Origin of the sequence: Aquiflexum sp. (assembly GCF_041749095.1) — a bacterium.
GTDB lineage: Bacteria > Bacteroidota > Bacteroidia > Cytophagales > Cyclobacteriaceae > Aquiflexum.
In genome coordinates, this window is the sequence record NZ_JBGTCA010000171.1 from 12,003 (window position 1) to 32,659 (window position 20,657).

Consider the following 20,657-nt stretch of genomic DNA (forward strand, 5'->3'; position numbering starts at 1 on the left):
ACCTTTGAACCTATTGTACTTGTTCAGGTTTGGGTAAAGATCCCAACTGCTCATAGCTCAGAATCCTTGATTTTTATTTTAAAAAAGCCGTAGTAAGTAAACTTAATTGTTTACTTTTTTTTCTTTTTGTACACATATATATTGACTTTTTTATAAATTTGTAAATTCATATGTTTACATATTATATAAAATGTAAACTTAAAAATTTACAAAAAATGAGAAATAAACAAAAACTTTTAATTAAACAGTTGGATCAAAAGCTTCAACCATTTTCCCAAACAAGAATGGGTCTGGTTCCAGAACGCGGATGGATAAATGCAATCAGGACCACCCTGAATATGACAATGGCTCAACTTGGCACCAAATTAAATATAACAAGACAGGGGGTTAAAAGAATTGAAGAAAGTGAGTCTAATGGAACGATAACACTTAATTCTTTAAAAGATGTAGCCAATGCAATGGACTTAAAGTTAGTATATGCACTGGTCCCAAAAGATGGGACCATCGATAATTTGATACAAATAAAAGCAGAAAGGCTAGCCCAAAAAATAGTGTTAAGGACCAATCAAAACATGAAATTAGAGGACCAAGGAATTGGAGATGCAAAAATAGCAAAAACCATAAAGGAACTCGCTGCCGAAATAAAGCGAGAGATGAGAAAGTCATTATGGGATTAGAATTCGATTATAAAGATGGGCAAACACCTTTAGACTTTGCTGAAAAAGAGGGATTAAAAATTAAGTCAATTACTACCCAAGGGGAACTTGATGAATTCGAGCAACTGAACATTGAAAAAGCGGTTGAATGGACTATTCATACTAAATTCAAACTTGAAAAAATTTTGACAGAAAAGTTCATAAAAGACTTACACAAAAAAATGTATGGCGATGTATGGAAATGGGCAGGAGAATTTAGGAGGACCGAAAAAAATATTGGAACATCATGGACACAAATTGGGATTGAATTAAAGAATTTACTGTATGACACAAAATATTGGATAGAAAACAAAACTTTTCCACCTGAAGAAATAGCCATAAGATTCAAGCATCGGATAGTATCTATTCACTGTTTTTCAAATGGAAATGGAAGACACTCCAGGATGATGGCTGATATAATGATGGAATCAATATTTGGAAATAAAATATTTTCGTGGCATCAATCAAAAATGGTTAAAGCTAGCGAAATTAGAAAAAAGTACATTAACGCTTTAAGAGAAGCTGATAATGGAAACATTTCACCATTAATTGAATTTGCACAAAATTAGAGATGGATATTCTAGGCTTTATTTTCTCATAAAAGTTCTTTTCATCTTGATAGTGAATTGCACCCAGATTCTGGAAATTTTATACCGCAAAAGCTTTTCTATAAAACCCTGAAAATCATTTGTTAATGACGATAAATTTTCAATTAACATAAAAAATATTTTCATTTTACATAAAAGAAAAACAAAAAAGATCTTCTGAATTTTCACAATTCAGAAGGTCTTAAATCCCTATCCTATTTCACCACCTTCTCCACCACCAAATTATGGTTGGTATATATACAGACATCTGCGGCAATACCTAAACTTTCCCTTACCATTTCTTCGGCAGATAGTTGGGGAGCATACTTTTTCAATGCCCTAGCGGCTGATTGGGCATACATGCTTCCTGAACCAATGGTGGCGATTTCCATATCCGGTTCGATCACATCCCCTGTACCTGAAATAATCAGGATATCATTGCTATCCGCCACGATCATCATCGCCTCTAATTTGCTCAACATCCGGTCTGTTCGCCATTCTTTGGCCAACTCCACCGCTGCCCTTTTCATGTTATTACCATAGGCACCCATCTTTTCTTCAAACTTCTCGAGCAAGGTGAAGGCATCTGCAGTAGACCCTGCAAAACCAGTCACGATTTTCCCCCCCTGCAATTTTCGTATTTTATTGACCGTGCTTTTGGCAATGGTATTGCCCAATGTAGCCTGCCCATCGGCACCAATGACTACTTCTCCATTATGCCTGATGGCGACTACGGTAGTTGATTTTATTTTTTCCATATTTTTATAGACGTGAGACGTTAGATTTGAGACGTGAGACAGACAACCTGTCCTCCGGCCTAAATGAGAATAAATATGCTTTGTTAGAATATTGTAGTAAAAAGGATAGAAACAGATTCAATACGCCACGACGGACAATATCTATTAATTTCCAATATCAATTAATATCTAATGAAATTAAAATGACGTTCAACTATTTCTATTTTATTTCGCCTAAAGCATATTTCCATTTATTTCATTTAATTAATTCAATAACCATACAAAACCAAAAAAGTCCTGAGTAAACAGGACTTTTTGGCATATTTTATTTTTTCAGGATCAGATCAAGATTCTGACCGGATCTTCCAATAAACCTTTTAGGGTCTTTAGGAAGGCTGAACCAACTGCACCGTCAACTACCCTATGGTCACATGACAAAGTCACTTTCATGACATTGCCAATTACCATCTGACCGTTTTTCACGATGACCGTCTCCTTAATCCCTCCTACAGCCAAAATACAGGCATCAGGCGGATTGATGATGGCAGTGAATTCATCTATTCCAAACATTCCCAAGTTAGAAATGGTAAAGGTATTGCCTTCCCAATCCTTTGGCTGCAATTCCTTGTTTTTGGCTTTTCCACCCAAAGTTTTGGCTTCATTGGAAATCTGGGACAATGACTTGCTGTCAGCAAAACGGATCACCGGAACCAAAAGTCCCTCCTCTACTGCTACTGCCATTCCAATATGGATATGCTCATTATACCTGATTTTATCACCCAACCATGATGAGTTTACCTTGGGATTTTGACGTAGTGCTGCAGCAGATGCTTTGATCACCATGTCATTGAAGGAGATTTTCACTGGAGAAATTTCATTCATGCTGTTTCTGGCCTCGATGGCTTTATCCATGTTGATTTCCATGGTCAGGTAGAAATGCGGTGCCTGAAACTTACTCTCAGCAAGCCTTTTGGCAATTATCTTACGCATTTGGGATACTTTCTCCTCCTTGTAGGATTCCTGTCCAACTGTAGGTGCAGATGCAGCTGGTGAGGCTGAACTCGCCTGAGCAGCAGGTTTAGCACTTGCAGGATCAAAAGATTCCACATCACGTTTTACAATTCTCCCACCCTCACCTGAACCTTTTACCAATGAAATATCAAAGCCTTTTTCTTCCGCCATCTTTTTGGCTAATGGGGAAGCTTTTAACCTTCCGTTTTCAGAAGATGGAGAGGCTGTTTTTTCAGGCGCTTTGGATTCTTCAGTTTTGCTTTCTTCTTTAACTGGTGTCTTTTCTACCTTATCTTCCTTTTTCTCCTCTTCCTGAGGAGTCTCAGATTTACTTCCTTTTAATTTTTGTGCTTTTAGCAATTTCTCATAATCAGCGCCTTTTTCACCAATAATGGCAATCACACCATCAATTTCGACAGAGTCACCCTCTTCTACACCGATGTACAGCAAAGTACCATCTTCATAAGACTCCAATTCCATAGTAGCCTTATCCGTCTCCACTTCTGCAATGATGTCACCTGATTTAATTTCATCACCTACCTTTTTGAGCCAAGAAGCGATGGTACCTTCTGCCATGGTATCACTCATTTTGGGCATGGTGATTAAAGTGGCATTAATATCTGATGTGTCCACTTCCTCTCCAGTAGATTCTTCTTTTTTAGGTTCTTCTTTTTTGGATTCCTCCTTTTTAGGTTCCTCCTTATTAGTAGACTTCTCTTCTGTCTTTCCTTCCTCCTTCTTTTCTACCTTTTCTTGAGACTCCGAGGCACCCCCACCTTCTATCTCCTTGAGCAAGTCATCAATATTTTCACCCTTTTCTCCAATAATAGCAATCACCCCATTTACAGGTACTGCGCCTTTTTCTTCAACTCCAATGTGCAGTAAAGTCCCTTCCTCATAAGACTCCAATTCCATGGTGGCCTTATCCGTCTCTACCTCGGCAAGAATGTCTCCGGGTTTGACAGCATCACCCACTTTCTTCAACCACGCTGCGATTACCCCTTCTTCCATGGTATCGCTCATTTTGGGCATTCGTATTATTTCGGCCATAAGCTTTTATATCCTATTCAAAATTTAAGCAGGTCAAAAATAGTTCTTAAAATATCTTTATTCAAATTTAATAGTAGTAATTTCAGGATTGTAAAGTACCTAAAGTTCCTTTTTGTATTAAAATGCCTTTGATTAAAAAAACTGATTATGATCACCCGAAATGGCTTTTTAACGGCCATTTGCAGACGATTTACCCGGGTATTTTTAGAAATCCATTTAGTTTACCTTTTGAAAGAGAAAGGGTTACCACTCCGGACGGTGACTTTTTGGACTTGGATTGGTTGAAGCAACATTCCAAAAACCTCGCGATCATCAGCCACGGACTGGAAGGCAACAGCCAACGTCCCTATATGGCCGGCATGGCAAGACAATTTTACATCAATGGATTTGATGTGCTCAATTGGAACTTCAGGGGATGCTCAGAAGAAATGAACAAAAAGGCTATTTTTTACCATTCAGGAGCTACTTATGATCTTGATTTTGTGGTTCATCATGCCGCTGATAATTATGAATCCATCTATTTGATAGGATTCAGCCTCGGTGGAAACCTGACATTGAAATATCTTGGAGAAAAAAGAGAAAGAAATCCCAAAATCAGAAAAGGAGTGGCTATCTCTGTCCCCCTTCATCTGGAAAGTTCTTCCATTCAGATATCCAAAAGGGAAAACATCCTTTATGCCAATCGTTTTCTCAAAACATTGAAAGAAAAAGTCGCCAAAAAAGCAGTTTTTTTTCCTGATGAAATCCCAGTGGGGACATTACGTAAAATCAAGACCTTACAGGATTTTGATGACCACTTCACAGGACCATTGCACGGGTTTGAAGATGCCCATGATTATTATGAACAAAATTCGGCTCTTTATTTTCTTGATGGCATCAAGGTTCCTTCTTTGATATTGAATGCTCAAAACGATCCTTTTCTAAGTGATAAATGTTTCCCGGTTAAATTTGCACGCCAACTGGATACTGTCTGGATGGAATTCCCAAAATACGGTGGGCATGTTGGATTCAGTCCAAGAAAAAGTGAGGATATCTATTGGTCTGAAAAAAGAGCATTTGAATTTATCACCGGAGATCTGTAATTTTCAAAAAAACCATTAATTATCCCATGTGCGGAAGATATTCATTAAGTAAAAGTAAAATTGAACTGGAAGAAAGATTTCAGGCAGAAATGCTTTCTGACTTCAAACCAAGATACAATATCGCACCAACGCAATTGGTCCCGGTGATCACTACTGACAGCCCAAAAGGATTTTCTTATTTTTATTGGGGAATCACGCCTGATTTTGCGAAGAACAAACCTGTCTCCCAAAAATTTATCAATGCCAAGGCAGAAAGTGTAAATGAAAAAATCTCTTTCAAAACCTCATTCCAAAAAAGGCGTTGCCTGATCCCTGCGGATGGCTTTTTCGAATGGAAAAAAATCGGTAAAAAAACCAAAACACCATATCGGTTTACCCTTGCCAATGAGGAACCCTTTGCTTTTGCGGGCATCTGGGAAGAATATGAAAATGAAAAAGGTGAAAACAAGCATACTTTCCTAATTCTTACTACTACACCAAACAGCTTAGTATCTGAAATCCATGATAGGATGCCTGTCATTTTAAAACAAGAAGATGAAAAAAAATGGCTGGACAAATACAGCAAAGAAGAAGAACTGGTCAAATTATTAGGAACTTATTCTGCCAATGAAATGATCAGTTATACCGTTTCTCCGTTGGTAAATAGTGTGGTGAATGATAGTCCTGCTATCATCCGAAAAACATCACCTATGGACCAATTTGGAAATTATACTTTATTTGGATAATGGAAAACGTTGCAATTATTGACCTGAATTTTTTAGACACCAATGAAGCCATTGCCAGTTTTTTGGTTGAAACATCTCATGGTCCAGTATTGGTTGAAACCGGTCCTGAGAGCACATTTGAGCAATTGAAAGAGGGGATATTAAGAAACGGATATCAACTGGAGGAGATCAAGCATGTGCTGCTGACCCATATTCATTTTGACCATGCCGGTGCTGCCTGGAAACTTGCCGAAACAGGTGCCAAAATATATGTCCATCCTGTCGGTGCTCCCCACTTGGCTTCACCGGAAAAGCTCTGGAATTCTGCCAAGCAGATTTATGGTGATGAAATGGAAAGACTTTGGGGAGAAATGCAAGCTATTCCCGAAGATCAGATTATTGAAGTTGGGCATGAAGAAGAACTTGTTTTTGGCAAAATCAGATTCAAAGCCTTGCATACTCCCGGGCATGCTACACATCATATTGCATGGAAAATGAAAAATGTGATTTTCACAGGTGATGTGGCCGGTGTAAAAATAAAAGGTGGCCCAGCCGTACCGCCCTGCCCTCCTCCCGATATCAATATCAGGGATTGGGAAATCTCAATGGCAATATTGAAAGCAGAAAAACCGGAATGTTTGTTTCTGACACATTTTGGGATCATCAATAATGTGGACGAGCATTTAGATAATCTTTGTTATATTCTTCACGATTGGAGCAAATGGATCAAACCTCATTTCGATGCAAACACTGATCAACAAGAAGTCATTCCCTTATTTATGGAATACACTAAAATTCACTTGAGAAGTGAGGGTTGTGATGAGGACTTGATCCAGGTATATGAATACGCCAATCCAAGTTGGATGTCAGTGGCGGGATTGTATAGATATTGGAGGTTGAAGAGTCAGGGGAGGATTAATTAATGTTCCTAGCCAAATAATGAACAAAAATACCAGCCAACTCTTATAAGTTGCTCTTTAAAAATTGATATTTTGGTAATCACCATAGGATATAGGATATTTGTTTGAACAGCCTGAGGCAAAAAGCCATCTTGGCAAACCCAAAATATCTTCAATTTTATGAAAAAATCCAGAATAACCGGTGCAGGACATTATATACCCGAAAACATCATTACCAATGAATACCTATCTACCATCATGGACACCAATGATGATTGGATCGTAGAACGGACAGGTATTCATGAAAGAAGGTGGTTTACTCCGGGAAAAGATACTGTTACAAGCATGTCGGTAACCGCTTCCAAAATGGCATTGGAGAGGGCAGGCCTATCTGCAAAAGACATTGATTTCATAGTTTTCGCTACCATAACCGCTGATTATTTTTTACCGGGCAATGGCGTACTTCTTCAAAGAGAATTGGGAATGAACGGTATTGGGGCTTTGGATATCAGAAATGCCTGTTCGGGATTCATCTATGCTTTGTCTGTTGCAGATCAGTTTATAAAAACAGGCATGTATAAAAATATACTTGTGGTCGGTGCAGAGATCCAATCATCTGCTTTGGACAAGAGCGATGAAGGAAGGTCAAGCGCTGTAATATTTGCAGATGGTGCCGGGGCGGCAGTTTTAAGTGCTGTAGAGACTGAAAAACCGGGAATTCTATCCACCCATCTTCATGCTGACGGTGCACACGCAGAAGAATTGTATTGTTTGGCACCAAGCAGCAGCAGTAAGGTAAGAGTTTCTGCCGAACTGATAGAAAGGGGGGACTTTTTTCTCAAAATGAACGGTAACGCTGTTTTCAAACATGCCATTGTCAGATTTCAGGAAGTCATAGAAGAAGCTTTAAAGGCGAATGGAAAAGACAAATCCGAAATAGACCTATTGGTACCGCATCAGGCCAATCTGAGGATCAGCAATTACATCCAAAAAAAAATGGGGCTTCCTGACGAAAAAGTGTTCAACAACATCATGTATTTGGGAAATACCACCGCGGGAACCATTCCGATTGCTTTAAGTCAGGCCTGGGAACAAGGCCGATTGAAAGAAGGTGATCTGATATGTTTGGCTGCATTTGGTAGCGGTTTTGCCTGGGCATCTGCCTTATTGAATTGGTAAGAGATGTCAGAGAGAAATTTTGACCTTGACCTGACCCTGGATCCTGTCCTTTATCATAGAATCAAAGAACAAACAGATTTATACATCCAACTTTTTCAGCAGTTGGCAGGCGATTTTCCACAACAGAAACTCTCTCTGATACATCCCACTTCCAAAGGAACCAAAGTCACAAATGGCTACAGGTTAGACAATTGTCCCTATCAGGTTCTAGATATCGCTAGGGATTTTGATCCGGCCACTGCTTTTAACATCAGAATTTTAAATTGGTGGGGAAATGGCCTTTTCGTTTTCATTTTGTATGGAAAGGATACCTTAATCAAAATGGAGGAGTCTATCAGGAGATTGTTGAAATTTTATATTGTTTCGGACCAAAAATCTCCTTGGGACTATAAAAAAATCATCAATAAAAACCCTTCAACAAAAATTATCCAAAGAAATACATCATCGGACTTCTTTCAGATTTACAGAAGAATAGATATAGACCCGGACTTTGATAAAACTTATGCTATTTTAAAAAAAGAAATTACATTTATCTTTGATAATCATTATTAAAACTTTCCTTATTTCACAATTTAAACTAATTTAGAACCGACCTTAATCGCTTACCGTTAATTAATAAAAACCAGAAATCTCGCTTTATGAAATATATTTTTGGATTAACCTTCATAGTATTCCTAAATCTTGCTGCAATTGCCCAAACAGATGCCAATATGGTATCTCTCTACAATGCCGATTCAACCATTGTAGGCACAGGAGTAATGAGAAATGGCGTAATGGAAGGTCTTTGGAGATTTCAAAATCCCCAGACTAATTCCTTGGTTCAGACCATTAACTTTTCCAACGGCAAAAGGGAAGGATTGGCAGTTAGCTTTCATGCCAATAAATACCGCAATGTAGAGGCTGAATACAGAGACAATAAACTTACCGGCATTTACAGAGAATATGACCAAGCAGGTGCACTGAAAATTGAAATGGTCTTCAACGACAGTATCCCGGTAGGTCCTTACAAGGAATATTATGGCAGGGTAAATCAGCCGGAATATTTCAATCCCCGTCAGGCAAAAGTAGAGGGGCAATATGCAAACGGAAAAAAACACGGCAAATGGGTTACATTTTACAATAATGGAGATTTGGCAGTTGTCCAGAATTATGAAAAGGGCAACATTGAGGGGCCTTATGTAGAATATGCCATTGGTGGTGAACTTTTGGTGCAGGTCAATTATAAAAACAACCAACCTCATGGGCCTTTTACAAGATATACCTTTGGTAACATGGTGGAGGAAAAAGGTGAATTTGCCAATGGCAGGAAAGTGGGCCAATGGATCACTTACTTCCCCGGCAGCAGGACAGTGGAGTCTGAAAAATATTACACTCAGAATGGAAATAAAACAGGAGAGTGGAAATACTATTATGAAAACAAAAGACTAGCAAGGATAGAGAAGTATGAAAATGACCTTCCTGTGGGTACTTGGGAGGAATTTTACCCAAACCGATCATTGTCCAAAAGAAAGACTTATGAACTTGGCCTTCCGGTTGGAGAGTATGTGGAATTTCATTCCAATGGTAATCCCTCTGTACAAGGTCAATATAAAGGTGGTGTAAAAGATGGCCTTTGGAAGAGTTTCTTTGCTGAAGGAAAGATTTATTCAATTGGGGAATATAAAAATGACCTCAAAACAGGACTTTGGAAATATTTTAATAAAATTGGAATATTAATCGCTGAAGGTGAATACACGCTGGGTTCAGAGAATGGGCAATGGATTTATTATTATGACGGTGGCCAATTGAAAACCGTTGGAAGCTATTTTCTGGGTTTTGAAGATGGAACCTGGGGGTTATTCTACGACAACAAGCAGCTCACCCAAGAGGAGTTTTGGAGCAATGGAAGGTTGATCAATGTAAGTGATTATTATTCTTATGACGGTTCAAAGACGTTGAACAAAGGCACATTGAAAGACGGTGAAGGTGTTCGTATCACCTATTATGTGGATGGCTCTAAGGAGTCTGAGGGAAACTATAAAAGTGGTAAGCCAGAAGGGACATGGAGTTATTATCATGAGAATGGCAGAAAAGCCTCGGAAGGAAACATGGTTGATGGGAAAAAAGAAGGACCCTGGAGATACTATAATTTAAGTGGAAGGTTGGAACAAATTATCAACTTCAAGGACGATGAGATTGTAGAGGAAAATGAACCGGAGAATGTGATACAGTTCAGATACTGATTTGTTTTTTGAAACACTTTCTTCCCAAGGCTGTTTTAAAAAATAAAATTATGTTTGGGTTATTCAAGAAAAAATCAGAAATAGAGAAACTTCAGGAAGATTATTCCTCTATGCTTTCAAAAGCGCACAAAGTTTCCCACAGTAACAGGACCGAAGCCGATAAATTGATGGCTGAAGCCGAAGAAATCGCAAAAAAAATAGATGCCTTGAAAAATAAATCCGGAAACTGACTTCCGAATTTTTTATTGGAAATAAATTTAATCTTAAAAAGCTATCCGTTTCCATACCACCAAAAAAGTTAATTTTATTTTAGAGCTGGTTAAATTTGGATTCATGCCACCTGTGGCATTTCTGTTATCGACATTGATCCCGCTTACTGCAAACTGTTTTCTGTGATTGCATAACTTCCTACTTCCTACTAAAAGTAAAGGAAATTAGGTGACCAAAATTTTTTGGATTAATAATAATTTTTTTAAACTATTACAATATTATATATAATTAAAAAAATTGCTAAAACGTTTTTACTAAATATTTTACATTTTTCTTAATACTATTCTAAAACATTATTCTTTCAGATCCCGTAAAATTACCCAAATGCTTAAAACCATACTCTTATGAAAAAGTCCTCCATTTACCGATACAGCTTCTTACTCATGCTAGGCATAGGTATCGCTTTTAGTCAAAATGTGACTGCGTCACCTCATGCAGGTATTTCTTTTCAGGTATTTTACAATGAACTTAGCCCTTTCGGGGATTGGGTCATGGATCCTGTCCATGGTTATGTTTGGGTTCCCTATGTTGACCAGGGCTTTCAGCCGTATGCCACCAATGGTTATTGGGCCATGACAAACTTCGGCAATACTTGGGTTTCAGATTATTCCTGGGGTTGGGCACCATTCCATTATGGCCGTTGGTTCTTTAGTAACTTCTACGGCTGGTCCTGGATTCCCGGATATGATTGGGGACCTGCTTGGGTTAGTTGGAGAACAGGGGGTGGTTATTATGGTTGGGCTCCGTTAGGTCCCGGTTTTGGTATCAATGCCTCTTTCTATGCCCCTGCCTCTCATTGGGTATTTCTTCCCCGGAGAAGATTTAGACATAGACATTTCCATAGGTATTTTGTACCTCATTACAATATTATGAATGTTTATAACAGCACTACAATTATCAACAAAACTTATGTCCATAACAATAATACCTACTTAACCGGGCCTGCAAGAAGAGATATAGAAAGGGCTACAAGATCAAGGGTGCCGGTATATCAGGTGAATGATTCTTCCAGACCGGGAAGAGCTGTAGTCCAAAACAACAGGTTGAATGTTTATAGACCTCAAGTAACTGAAAATAGATCTGCCGGAAATGCGTCGAGACCCTCAAGAGTGTATTCTGCTGATGAGTACAAGCAAAGGTCTGCGACTCAAAACCGGTCGAACAGCGCTGCAAATGGATCTGTTCAAACTCCAAGACGGAATGCCCAATCAAGTGGGGCGGAAACAAGACAAGTCAGACCTGGGAACCAATCTGCGGCCAGTCCATCAAGAAACTCCGCTGCCACACCTTCCAGGAATGCTCAAGTCCAAAATAGGCAAAATACCAACAGGGAGGCTCGGGTTGGAAATCAGAACAGAATACAGCAGCGACAAACAGCACCTAGAACTTCGAATTCCAGCAGAAATCCCTCTGTGAACTCTAGAAGTTATCAAAATAGCCAAGTGAATAGGGGGGCTGCAAACAATCCTACGGTAACAAGGCAATCAAGGCCTGCCTCAAATCAAGTGGCAAGGCCTGCCAGCCCTCAAAACAACCAAAGAAGTCAGCCTGCTATGAGAAGTAATTCCAGCAACAGGCAAAGTCAGCCCTCTATGAGGAGCAATTCCGGCAACAGGCAAAGCCAACCTGCCATGAGATCACCAAGCAACTCAGGCAGTAGTAGGTCAAATTCAGGTACCGTTTCGAGAGGCAGTTCTAATAACAATTCAAGATCTTCTTCCGGGACAAGAGGTGGCAGTAGAGGTGGCGACTAAATAAATCAAACTGATAATAAAAAATGGCCCATGAAATTGGGCCATTTTTATTTTCTGGCATAATCATCTTCCAACCTTACAATGTCCTCTTCATCAGACGGGTTGTTTTCATCAGTATGCATCCAGATTTCCGCTACGATACCCCATGAATCTTTTCCCACCAATCTATGCCTTTCGCCCTGATTTAACCTGACCAACTCCCCAATTGCCATTTGAATTGGTTCATTTTGCACATCGGTATCACTCCTGATTATAGATGCATCTCCACTGATGAGTTTCCAAATCTCTGCCCTTCTAAAATGATATTGCCAGGACAGCCTCTTTCGGGGAGCGACCAAAAGGATCTTGGGGCTCAATTTTTTATTGGCCTGCAATTGATCCAAATCCAATTCGGGAAAAAACCTGGCTCTAAATGCTTCAATCTTATTTTCATCAATTACAAAAAAACCTCCCCAAGGTCTTTGCATATCTAGTTTGTCAATATTGAATCCTTTTAAATCAAGAATTTCTCCTAGCTTTTCAAAAAGAGTTTCTTTGTCGGTCTCAGCCCCAAGAAATTTTTTATCAATCATAATGGTTTTCAATTTTACATTTTACGCAATTAAATTCAAAGTTATCAAATAAAAAATGATGTAATAAAGGTTTGAGGTAAATGAAGATTTACCTGATTAAAAAAAACTTTTAAATGATTTGATGAATTTTAGGCAAAACTTTGTTTAATTTGAACAAACATATAAGGCATCTTACATTTTTTCTATTAAGCCCTTTTGATATTCTTTAAAAATTAATTTAATTGGCTTTTCCAAAGCCTAAAAAATGAACTTAATTGATCCCAAAAAATCTTTAGAAAAAATAGCCGGTGTGGTCGAAACAAAAAGTTTCACCAATAAACTCAAATTAATAAAAAACCTTTATACCAAGGGTAGCAATACAGCAGGTGAAATCTGTACTGAAGTTGGTATCTCCTTACCTACTGTAAATTCGCTTCTTGGAGATTTGATGAATTCGGGAGAAGTCATCAAAAATGGTCGTGCCGAATCCCAGGGAGGTCGAAAGCCAGATCTTTACCAATTGGCCAATGAAGCTTTTTGCATTCAAAGCGTGGACATCAACAAATTCAGGGTCCGTACGGCCATTTATGACTGTTCTAATGAAGCACTTACCGAAGCGGAAACCATTAGACTTACATTGAACAATGAAAAAGAAACTTTTGAGCAAATCTGCGAATTTCTGATAGAACACCGGAAAAAGTCCGGATTGGATGATGAAAAAATAATCGCCGTAGGTATTTCCATGCCTGGATTGATAGATTCCATCAACGGTATCAATCATACTTATTTGAAATTTGGTAAAAAAAGTCTGGTAGAAAACTTTGAATCAAGACTTGGAAGAAAAGTTTTTCTGGAAAATGACGCCAGAGCGATGACTTTGGCTGAGTTTAAGTTTGGACAGAATGATCAGTTCAAAAATGTCCTGGGGATATTTATCGGTTGGGGCATTGGGCTTGGAATCCTCATAGACGGGAAAATTTATCAGGGCGCATCCGGTTTTGCCGGGGAATTTAGCCATTCTCCGATTTTTGAATCAAGGGACATCACCTGCTCATGCGGAAAAAAAGGCTGTTTGGAAGCCGTAGCATCAGGTACAGCCATTGTCAGAATGGCCAAAGAGGCCATTTCGACAGATTCAGATTCCATTTTGGCAAGAATAGTAAGGGAAAACCAAGGAGAGCTGGAACCGTATGTGGTGGTAGATGCAGCTTTGGCCGGAGATCAGAGAGCCATCACCATTCTTTCTGAAGTAGGCCTTGATCTTGGAAGAGGGATTTCAATCTTGATCCAATTACTCAATCCTGAACTTATTATCATAGGAGGATCCGTTGCAGAGGCCAAACAGTACCTGATTACACCTATCATGCAGGCATTGAATATCTACAGCATGGCTAAAGCAAGGGAAAACACCCAAATTAGCTTATATAAATTAGGGAAAGAAGTCGGGCTAATGGGCGGTGTAGCAGTAGTCAATGAGAAAATATTTGAAGATGTACTGCTTTAACTTTCTCATCAATCATAAACCCGAATATCCGGTTTCTTAACAAAAAATGATAAAATTTAAAATTTTGAATATTGGAACATTATTTCTGATTTCCCTGATTTTAGGAATCAGTGAGCCGGTTTATGGCCAAAAGAAAAATGAACCCAAAATAGATGTTTTGATTGACAACTTGTTTTTTGTGACAGAGGTGATGGTTACTGACGTAGCCTCCCCTCCCGCTGCTGCCAGATTCTATGCCTACTCCATGCTTGGTGCTCATTTGGCTTGGAACAGACTGACAGGTCAAACCGAAGAAACCTGTCTTTTTTCAAAAAGTAACCTCCGGGAACCCGGAAACATAGACGGAACGGAAAAAAAATTATCTCCGGAATTTGTATCTACCTATGCCATGATGGAGGTGGGCAAAAAAATAATGCCTTCCGGAAAACTTTTGGAAGCAAAGCAACAAGAGCTTATCAAATCATTTACAAAATCAAAATGGATTTCAAAAAGTGCTTTGGATGAAAATGTTAGATATGCCCAGCAAGTCGCTTCAGAAGTATTGAATATAGCCGGAAACGATGGTTATAGCCAATTGAGTACATTGACCCGATATACTCCAAAAAGAAATGAAGGCCATTGGTACCCTACTCCACCGGCTTATATGGCCGCGGTAGAACCTGAATGGCGAACCATAAAAACTTTTTTCATCCCTGATTTAATGCCTTATAAGCCAAAAGAACCGGCACCTTTCAATCTTGAAGAAGGAAGTTCTTTCAAAAACCAATTGACAGAAGTATTTAAAATCACTTCCAATTTGACAGACGACCAGAAACTTATAGCCAATTTTTGGGATTGTAACCCTTTTATGGTACAGTTTTCCGGTCATATGGCCATAGGGATGAAAAAGATTTCCCCTGGTGGACATTGGGTAGGTATTACAGGTATTGCCAGCAAAAAAGCAGGATTATCCTGGAAAGAAACGATTTATATCCACACTTTGGTTTCTATGTCCCTGCATGATGCATTTGTGAGTTGCTGGGAGGAAAAATATGACTCAGATAGGATAAGACCAGAGTCAGCCATTCAAAAATATATAGACCAAAGTTGGAGGCCGTTACTCCAGACTCCACCCTTTCCGGAATATACCAGTGGACACAGTGTGATTTCAAAAACGAGTTCAATGGTGCTCACAGATTACTTTGGGGATAATTTTGAATTCATTGACGATTCGGAAGTGTACTTTGGACTGCCAGAAAGGGAATTCAAATCCTTTAATCTTGCCGCTGAAGAGGCCGCAATATCAAGGCTATATGGTGGCATCCATTTCAGAGATGCTATAGAAGAAGGTGTGAAACAGGGGGAACAGATTGCTAAATATATCCTTGAAAGAGTCAATGGAAGACTGAAATTTACGGATGATGATAGGTCAAAAATTCAACAAATAAATGGTCCGGTTCCAAACTAATTATTGTTTTCAAAAAAAACTGTCAACGCACCATAAATAGCGCTTTTCTCTCCTAATTGACTGACTTCAACTGGTATATTTATTTCCTTCTTGGCTAAATTGTCCATTAACTTGTTAAGAAAATAGGGGGATGACAATGATATATTACCGCCAAGAACCACCTTTTCCATTTGTATTTTTGGATAATGCAGTGAAATAAATTCTGCCAGATTATCAGCAAAAACATCAAATACATTTCCTGCCTTGTCTAGAATTTCCCGGTTCTGAATTATTTCCTTGACACCATTTACCTGAATACCCGTCTCCCTCTTTACCCAATTGACAAACCAAGTACTCCCCAAATAATCCTCTGCAATACCATCTCGAAAAGGTGATTGCCAAAGTTCCCCGTCAACGACCTGCCGGTCTTTTTTGATGGATGAACCAAGCCCAGAACCCAATGTCAGGCCCAAAACGGTTTCTGCACCATTCATTTGTCCAAAAAAAGTCTCTCCTAAAAGAAAAGCCTTGGCATCATTGATGAATTTGATATCTGATGGATAAATACCCAATAATCCTGACAGTTCATTTCTAATGTTTATATTGTACAAGTGCTTGAACTTCCCCTGTTCTTGAATCAGGCAAATCCCCTGTTCGTAATCAAAGGGGGCAGGCATTGCAAGAGACAATGAAAAAATTTCATTCTGATGAACCATATTCCTGATAATCACTGCCCACTCTTCGAGAATTTTTGATTTTGAAGCATACGAATCAATCTGCGTTCTTTGGATATTATCCAACAGAAAGCTATCAGAGTTTTCAACGAATCTCCCAATGGAAATATGTGAACCGCCTATATCACCTGCTAAAATTACATTTTTCGACATATTCTGAGTTTAAGATTATTCTCAAAAACTTCCGATAATTTAATCAGCAATCAACTCACTAAATCTCAAAGCAACAGTACCAAATTTACTAAAACGATTTATCATATTTAAATTTTTTCCCAGATTTCATAAAAGGCCAAAACCTGCTAACAAGCTCTGGAATAATTATTTAATTTGATTTTTACCTAAATAATTGATGAATCTCTTGCATTTAGCTTATTTGGAAGGGTGAATTGTTTTGGTTCACTGTTCATTTCAGCCTCATCGAGTTGGTGTAAAATTGCCTCCATTAGCTTCTCAGCAATCAATTCCAGGGGTTGCTCTATTGCTGTTATCTTTGGCTTATACAACTTGAAAAAATAATGGTCGTCAAAGGAAACCACTTTGACCTGACCCGGTACATCCATACCAAGGTTTCCCAAAGCTTCAAGTCCTTCGAAAGCAAGATAATTTGTGGCAAAAAACACTCCGTCAAAATCCGGGTTATTGGAGAAATAATCAAATATTCGGTTGTAGGCTTCTTCTTCTGCGATATTGTGGAATTTTACTTGGAATATGTTTGGAGTAAGTTGATTCTGTAACATTGCATTTTGATAACCCTTTAACCTATCGGTCATTTGTATCTGTTCGGATTCAACAGTTATCAATGCTACATTCTTGCATCCTGTATCAATTAAATGCTGGGTAGCTTCAAAGGCACTTTTTTCATTTTCAACAATGACATAGCTGGAATCCACAGAAGGCATGTACCTGTCAAACAATACCAATCCAAAGCCTTCATCCAAAAGTCCCTTTACGGATTCTTCCAAGTCAGGAGTAGGAGTAATGATGAAACCGTCCACATTCCTGACTTTAAAAGTATTGATCAGTTCTCTGGCTTTGGCAGTTTCATTTTCGGTACTGCAATAGATGATTTTATAACCGTTTTTATAGGCCTTCTCTTCAATCAACCTTGCTATGGAGGCAAAAAACTGATTGGAAATATCCTCCACCATAAAAACAATCACCTTGGATTTTCCAAGACGAAGACTTTGGGCAAGGTGACTTGGGGTATAGCCTACTTCCTTGATATATTGCTGTACCTTTTTGGTCAATTCTTCACTGATTCTTTTTTCCCTGGCTTTACCATTAAGGATAAATGAAACTGTCGTGATAGAAATGCCAAGTGTTTTGGCAATATCTTTTATGGATATTTTCTTTTTTGCCATATCTTTCTATGATTATATAACAATAAGAAAAGCAATATGGACATATTTTTTATTAAAGCATTGGCTTAAATGAATTTAGGGGTTATTGAATCCGTTATAAATTGCATTTAGCAATGTTCTTTCATCTGAATCTTCGTTGTACTCCCAGAACATGGCCCCGCCCATGTTGTGCTTTTTGATAAATTGAACTTTATTGAAAATCGACTCAGGGTCTTCGTAGGTTACAAAAATTTTATCAGTAGCATTCCATAAATAAGGTGCCTTGGCCACGTCATCCCAAAACCTTACGTAGTCATCACTGGCAATCAACTCCTCAATCGCACTATAAGGAAAGCCTTTCCACCCCTTTCCCATCTGATAAAGTCCATTGTTTTCCGGATTGACTTCCTGCCAACTTCTACCATAAAACGCCATGCCCATCACAAGTTTTTCGATAGGAATACCAGCATCGACATGGTCCATTACCGCATTTTCTGCAGATCTCTTTTCTTGATCCCCTGCAAATAAATTGGTATGGTGACCGGTAGGTTTATTACCTTGGACAATAAAATCATAGGTCATGATATTAATGAAATCAAGATACTTTTGGGCCTCAGCCATATCATTGACATCAAGATATTCTTTGAATCCGGCGGATGCAATTGTACTCAGATAATGGGTATTGTTCAATGCACCAAGACTGTCCAAGGCTTCCCTCACGGATTTCAACATAAACACGAAATTTTCTTTATCTTCTGTCCTGTAGGTATTGTTGTCACCCGGTAATCCGGGATATTCCCAATCAAAATCCAATCCATCCAGCTCATGTCTAATTAGGTAATCAATGGCCGAATCTGTAAATTTTTTACGGGATTCATCTGTAAGTACTGCATCAGAGAATCCACCGGACCAAGTCCAGCCACCAATGGAAATTAAGATTTTCAGGTCAGGATTGATGGACTTTAAAGACTTTAGCTTTGACAGATTCTCCTTATCCTGTTCTGCCCTACCTTCACCTTCGATAACCACACCATCTACCACATTCGCAAATGCATAATTGATATGGGTCAGCTTATCGGCATGTATTTTTTCCAGATCTACGCCTTTCCATCCTGCTATATAGCCTATGATCTTGTAAGAAGCCGAATCGGAAGTTTCAGGTTTTTGCGATTCTTTTTGTGTCTGGCATGAAAAACATATCCAAACCAAAAGCAACATTGAAGTAAATAATATCTTGTTCATAGATTTGAATATAATAAAAAAGGTGCCCGCGGGCACCTTTTTTATATAAGTGGATTATTTGGAAAATTAATTCCCGCCATCCCACCAAGTCCTTGTGATCCAGTTATCTCCTCCCATGCGAGAAATTGCTGCCATCAATGACTCCTGATTTGTGGCGGATTCTCCGGCAGGGTAAGGCTGTCTTCTTGGAATTTGTCCTGAACTAAAATTCCCGGGGAAATTAACAGGTGTCAATTCAGGAAATCCTGTACGTTTCCAATTGTTCCATGCTTCCAAAAAATTTACAAAAAGGCTAGTTGTTGCCCAAATCTGTTCATTGATCATTCTCAAGGAAGCATTTGGAACACTCAGGTCTAGCGGATTGGCATTCACATAAGCAATTGCATCTGCATTGGATACTGTTGCTCCACCAAATTTACCCATAGTCGTAAAAGCAGCCAATACACCATTTCTGTAAAAATCAGTTGGTGAACCAGTAGTGAATCCCCGGACAGTCGCATCAGCCAATAACAATTGAACCTCTGCATAAGTCAAAATAAAAATGGGGGCGTTCCTTCTTCTGTAAATAGCAGTTGGTCTTGAGTAGGCTCCAATGACAGCTTCGTCACCTCCGGAACCAGTTGCACCGGGGAAATTAGGATGAGTTGTAATATCAAATTCACCACCTCTGAGGTCATACCCATTTGGCAAGCCAATTTGAGCAGCAGGGTTATTATTCCCTACTACCAATCCATTTCTATTAGCAGCAAGCCCCGGAGGGGGTACCTCAGCCACTATACTCAAACGAGGATCATTGGTAGCTTTCAGGTAATCAATCATAACTTTAGACCAACGCACCTCATATATATCATCTGGAACATTCAAAGCATTGGCACTTGTATTAGAATACCCGTTTGCTTCATCAGATGGAACCAAAGCATCATCACCAGGTGATGAAAAGACTCCACCTGCAACTGCTTTTTGGACCCAGGACTGTGCTGAGGAAGGATTTGCATTGGTCAGACGCAAACCTAGCTTTAGCATGAGAGAATATCCAAATCTTCTCCATTTGGCAATATCCCCACTGTATATGACATCATTTCTTATCGGGTCTGCTGAAGGACTAATTGAGCTTAATGCTGTTTCTAGGTCGGTAAGCAACTTATTATATACTTCCATCTGACTATCATACCCAGGTTGCGAAATTCCTTCCTGAGCTTTAAGCGCCTCTGAATATGGAATATCACCATAGGTATCCGAAACGACTGACAAAGCACTTACCTTCAAAATCTCTCCTACAGCATTTAGATTGGTCAAACCTCTAGCTTGTGCCAATATTTGCATCTGATTCACTCTTGAAGAAAGTTGAAATCCATTGTTCCAGTTACCTTCAATGTAGCTAGGTGTACTTGAGGATATCACATATTTATCTGCATTGGAATAGTAAATGGCCCCTCCTGTTGAAGTGGATGCCATGGCCTGAATCCACATGCTTTGAAATAAAATCGGACCTGAATAACCCGTAAGCAGGTTACCATGCTGATAACTAATAGTAGGAAGTAACAGGTTCGGGTCAAAAACTGAACCACCTGGCCTATTTGGATCCGTATTTAGCTCTTCAAATCTCTCGTCACAGGATGTGACTATTAAAAAGCTGCTTAGTAGAAATAAACTTATATATTTTTTCATAA

The 20,657-nt window shown here is 38.9% G+C and carries 19 protein-coding genes; 12 read left to right on the forward strand and 7 right to left on the reverse strand.

The genetic code is table 11. The features are described 5' to 3' along the window. Positions 1 to 215: 215 nt before the first annotated feature. Positions 216 to 677, forward strand: coding sequence for a mobile mystery protein A (locus ACEW8O_RS08385; RefSeq protein WP_373494171.1), 462 nt, complete (start codon positions 216 to 218; stop codon positions 675 to 677). Then, the gene (locus ACEW8O_RS08390) at positions 668 to 1,264 is read left to right on the forward strand and encodes a mobile mystery protein B (RefSeq protein ID WP_373494172.1); all 597 of its coding nucleotides are present in this window, start codon (positions 668 to 670) and stop codon (positions 1,262 to 1,264) included. The genes ACEW8O_RS08385 and ACEW8O_RS08390 overlap by 10 nt, the downstream gene beginning before the upstream one ends. 233 nt (positions 1,265 to 1,497) lie before the next feature. On the opposite strand, the gene hslV is transcribed toward ACEW8O_RS08390, so the two are convergent. Both hslV and ACEW8O_RS08400 read right to left on the reverse strand, forming a co-directional pair. Continuing rightward, positions 1,498 to 2,040: an ATP-dependent protease subunit HslV gene (gene hslV, locus ACEW8O_RS08395; RefSeq protein ID WP_373494173.1), complete on the reverse strand. Its 543-nt coding sequence runs from the start codon at positions 2,038 to 2,040 to the stop codon at positions 1,498 to 1,500. A gap of 318 nt (positions 2,041 to 2,358) precedes the next feature. Further along, positions 2,359 to 4,080: a pyruvate dehydrogenase complex dihydrolipoamide acetyltransferase gene (locus ACEW8O_RS08400; protein WP_373494174.1), complete on the reverse strand. Its 1,722-nt coding sequence runs from the start codon at positions 4,078 to 4,080 to the stop codon at positions 2,359 to 2,361. A gap of 122 nt (positions 4,081 to 4,202) precedes the next feature. Between ACEW8O_RS08400 and ACEW8O_RS08405 the strand changes: the two genes are divergently transcribed. The 8 genes from ACEW8O_RS08405 to ACEW8O_RS08440 all read left to right on the forward strand — a co-directional run bounded on the left by ACEW8O_RS08405 (position 4,203) and on the right by ACEW8O_RS08440 (position 12,190). Further along, entirely contained in the window at positions 4,203 to 5,162 is a 960-nt protein-coding gene (locus tag ACEW8O_RS08405; protein ID WP_373494175.1) for a YheT family hydrolase, read from the forward strand. Positions 5,163 to 5,188: 26 nt separating this feature from the next. Continuing rightward, complete coding sequence (locus tag ACEW8O_RS08410) at positions 5,189 to 5,887, forward strand: SOS response-associated peptidase (RefSeq protein WP_373494176.1); 699 nt, start codon at positions 5,189 to 5,191, stop codon at positions 5,885 to 5,887. After that, positions 5,887 to 6,789, forward strand: coding sequence for an MBL fold metallo-hydrolase (locus ACEW8O_RS08415; RefSeq protein WP_373494177.1), 903 nt, complete (start codon positions 5,887 to 5,889; stop codon positions 6,787 to 6,789). The genes ACEW8O_RS08410 and ACEW8O_RS08415 overlap by 1 nt, the downstream gene beginning before the upstream one ends. A gap of 156 nt (positions 6,790 to 6,945) precedes the next feature. Continuing rightward, positions 6,946 to 7,944: a 3-oxoacyl-ACP synthase III family protein gene (locus ACEW8O_RS08420; RefSeq protein WP_373494178.1), complete on the forward strand. Its 999-nt coding sequence runs from the start codon at positions 6,946 to 6,948 to the stop codon at positions 7,942 to 7,944. Between the two features lie 3 nt (positions 7,945 to 7,947). After that, the gene (locus tag ACEW8O_RS08425; RefSeq protein WP_373494179.1) at positions 7,948 to 8,496 is read left to right on the forward strand and encodes a hypothetical protein; all 549 of its coding nucleotides are present in this window, start codon (positions 7,948 to 7,950) and stop codon (positions 8,494 to 8,496) included. Positions 8,497 to 8,582: 86 nt separating this feature from the next. Continuing rightward, complete coding sequence (locus ACEW8O_RS08430; RefSeq protein WP_373494180.1) at positions 8,583 to 10,166, forward strand: hypothetical protein; 1,584 nt, start codon at positions 8,583 to 8,585, stop codon at positions 10,164 to 10,166. Between the two features lie 50 nt (positions 10,167 to 10,216). Further along, the gene (locus ACEW8O_RS08435) at positions 10,217 to 10,396 is read left to right on the forward strand and encodes a Lacal_2735 family protein (protein WP_373494181.1); all 180 of its coding nucleotides are present in this window, start codon (positions 10,217 to 10,219) and stop codon (positions 10,394 to 10,396) included. A 384-nt stretch (positions 10,397 to 10,780) separates the two neighbouring features. Beyond that, positions 10,781 to 12,190: a DUF6600 domain-containing protein gene (locus ACEW8O_RS08440; RefSeq protein WP_373494182.1), complete on the forward strand. Its 1,410-nt coding sequence runs from the start codon at positions 10,781 to 10,783 to the stop codon at positions 12,188 to 12,190. A 47-nt stretch (positions 12,191 to 12,237) separates the two neighbouring features. Here ACEW8O_RS08440 and ACEW8O_RS08445 read toward each other — a convergent pair whose 3' ends face one another. Then, positions 12,238 to 12,762, reverse strand: coding sequence for a phosphoheptose isomerase (locus ACEW8O_RS08445; RefSeq protein WP_373494183.1), 525 nt, complete (start codon positions 12,760 to 12,762; stop codon positions 12,238 to 12,240). Positions 12,763 to 13,006: 244 nt separating this feature from the next. Here ACEW8O_RS08445 and ACEW8O_RS08450 point away from each other — a divergent pair, with 244 nt between their 5' ends. Then, on the forward strand, positions 13,007 to 14,245 hold the full coding sequence (locus ACEW8O_RS08450) for an ROK family protein (protein WP_373494184.1): 1,239 nt from the start codon (positions 13,007 to 13,009) through the stop codon (positions 14,243 to 14,245). 46 nt (positions 14,246 to 14,291) lie between these two features. Beyond that, on the forward strand, positions 14,292 to 15,692 hold the full coding sequence (locus ACEW8O_RS08455; protein WP_373494185.1) for a vanadium-dependent haloperoxidase: 1,401 nt from the start codon (positions 14,292 to 14,294) through the stop codon (positions 15,690 to 15,692). Here the strand turns inward: ACEW8O_RS08455 and ACEW8O_RS08460 are convergent. The 4 genes from ACEW8O_RS08460 to ACEW8O_RS08475 form a co-directional block, all read right to left on the reverse strand. Beyond that, positions 15,689 to 16,558 (reverse strand): ROK family protein, encoded by an 870-nt coding sequence (locus tag ACEW8O_RS08460; RefSeq protein WP_373494186.1) that lies wholly within the window; start codon positions 16,556 to 16,558, stop codon positions 15,689 to 15,691. The genes ACEW8O_RS08455 and ACEW8O_RS08460 overlap by 4 nt on opposite strands. A 185-nt stretch (positions 16,559 to 16,743) precedes the next feature. Then, positions 16,744 to 17,766, reverse strand: a complete 1,023-nt coding sequence (locus ACEW8O_RS08465; protein ID WP_373494187.1) for a LacI family DNA-binding transcriptional regulator — start codon at positions 17,764 to 17,766, stop codon at positions 16,744 to 16,746. A gap of 75 nt (positions 17,767 to 17,841) precedes the next feature. Next, positions 17,842 to 18,987 carry a glycoside hydrolase family 18 protein gene (locus ACEW8O_RS08470; RefSeq protein ID WP_373494188.1) on the reverse strand — a complete coding sequence of 382 codons (1,146 nt, stop codon included), beginning with the start codon at positions 18,985 to 18,987 and terminating at the stop codon, positions 17,842 to 17,844. Between the two features lie 66 nt (positions 18,988 to 19,053). Then, positions 19,054 to 20,655 carry a SusD/RagB family nutrient-binding outer membrane lipoprotein gene (locus tag ACEW8O_RS08475; protein WP_373494189.1) on the reverse strand — a complete coding sequence of 534 codons (1,602 nt, stop codon included), beginning with the start codon at positions 20,653 to 20,655 and terminating at the stop codon, positions 19,054 to 19,056. Positions 20,656 to 20,657: the final 2 nt, after the last annotated feature.

Coding starts and splice junctions, on each gene's coding strand:
- ACEW8O_RS08470 (WP_373494188.1), bottom strand. CDS start 18,987: ATGAACAAGATATTATTTACTTCAATGTTGCTTTTGGTTTGGATATGT.
- ACEW8O_RS08405 (WP_373494175.1), top strand. CDS start 4,203: ATGCCTTTGATTAAAAAAACTGATTATGATCACCCGAAATGGCTTTTT.
- ACEW8O_RS08420 (WP_373494178.1), top strand. CDS start 6,946: ATGAAAAAATCCAGAATAACCGGTGCAGGACATTATATACCCGAAAAC.
- ACEW8O_RS08450 (WP_373494184.1), top strand. CDS start 13,007: ATGAACTTAATTGATCCCAAAAAATCTTTAGAAAAAATAGCCGGTGTG.
- ACEW8O_RS08445 (WP_373494183.1), bottom strand. CDS start 12,762: ATGATTGATAAAAAATTTCTTGGGGCTGAGACCGACAAAGAAACTCTT.
- hslV (WP_373494173.1), bottom strand. CDS start 2,040: ATGGAAAAAATAAAATCAACTACCGTAGTCGCCATCAGGCATAATGGA.
- ACEW8O_RS08425 (WP_373494179.1), top strand. CDS start 7,948: ATGTCAGAGAGAAATTTTGACCTTGACCTGACCCTGGATCCTGTCCTT.
- ACEW8O_RS08415 (WP_373494177.1), top strand. CDS start 5,887: ATGGAAAACGTTGCAATTATTGACCTGAATTTTTTAGACACCAATGAA.
- ACEW8O_RS08400 (WP_373494174.1), bottom strand. CDS start 4,080: ATGGCCGAAATAATACGAATGCCCAAAATGAGCGATACCATGGAAGAA.
- ACEW8O_RS08410 (WP_373494176.1), top strand. CDS start 5,189: ATGTGCGGAAGATATTCATTAAGTAAAAGTAAAATTGAACTGGAAGAA.
- ACEW8O_RS08430 (WP_373494180.1), top strand. CDS start 8,583: ATGAAATATATTTTTGGATTAACCTTCATAGTATTCCTAAATCTTGCT.
- ACEW8O_RS08475 (WP_373494189.1), bottom strand. CDS start 20,655: ATGAAAAAATATATAAGTTTATTTCTACTAAGCAGCTTTTTAATAGTC.
- ACEW8O_RS08435 (WP_373494181.1), top strand. CDS start 10,217: ATGTTTGGGTTATTCAAGAAAAAATCAGAAATAGAGAAACTTCAGGAA.
- ACEW8O_RS08440 (WP_373494182.1), top strand. CDS start 10,781: ATGAAAAAGTCCTCCATTTACCGATACAGCTTCTTACTCATGCTAGGC.
- ACEW8O_RS08460 (WP_373494186.1), bottom strand. CDS start 16,558: ATGTCGAAAAATGTAATTTTAGCAGGTGATATAGGCGGTTCACATATT.
- ACEW8O_RS08385 (WP_373494171.1), top strand. CDS start 216: ATGAGAAATAAACAAAAACTTTTAATTAAACAGTTGGATCAAAAGCTT.
- ACEW8O_RS08455 (WP_373494185.1), top strand. CDS start 14,292: ATGATAAAATTTAAAATTTTGAATATTGGAACATTATTTCTGATTTCC.
- ACEW8O_RS08390 (WP_373494172.1), top strand. CDS start 668: ATGGGATTAGAATTCGATTATAAAGATGGGCAAACACCTTTAGACTTT.
- ACEW8O_RS08465 (WP_373494187.1), bottom strand. CDS start 17,766: ATGGCAAAAAAGAAAATATCCATAAAAGATATTGCCAAAACACTTGGC.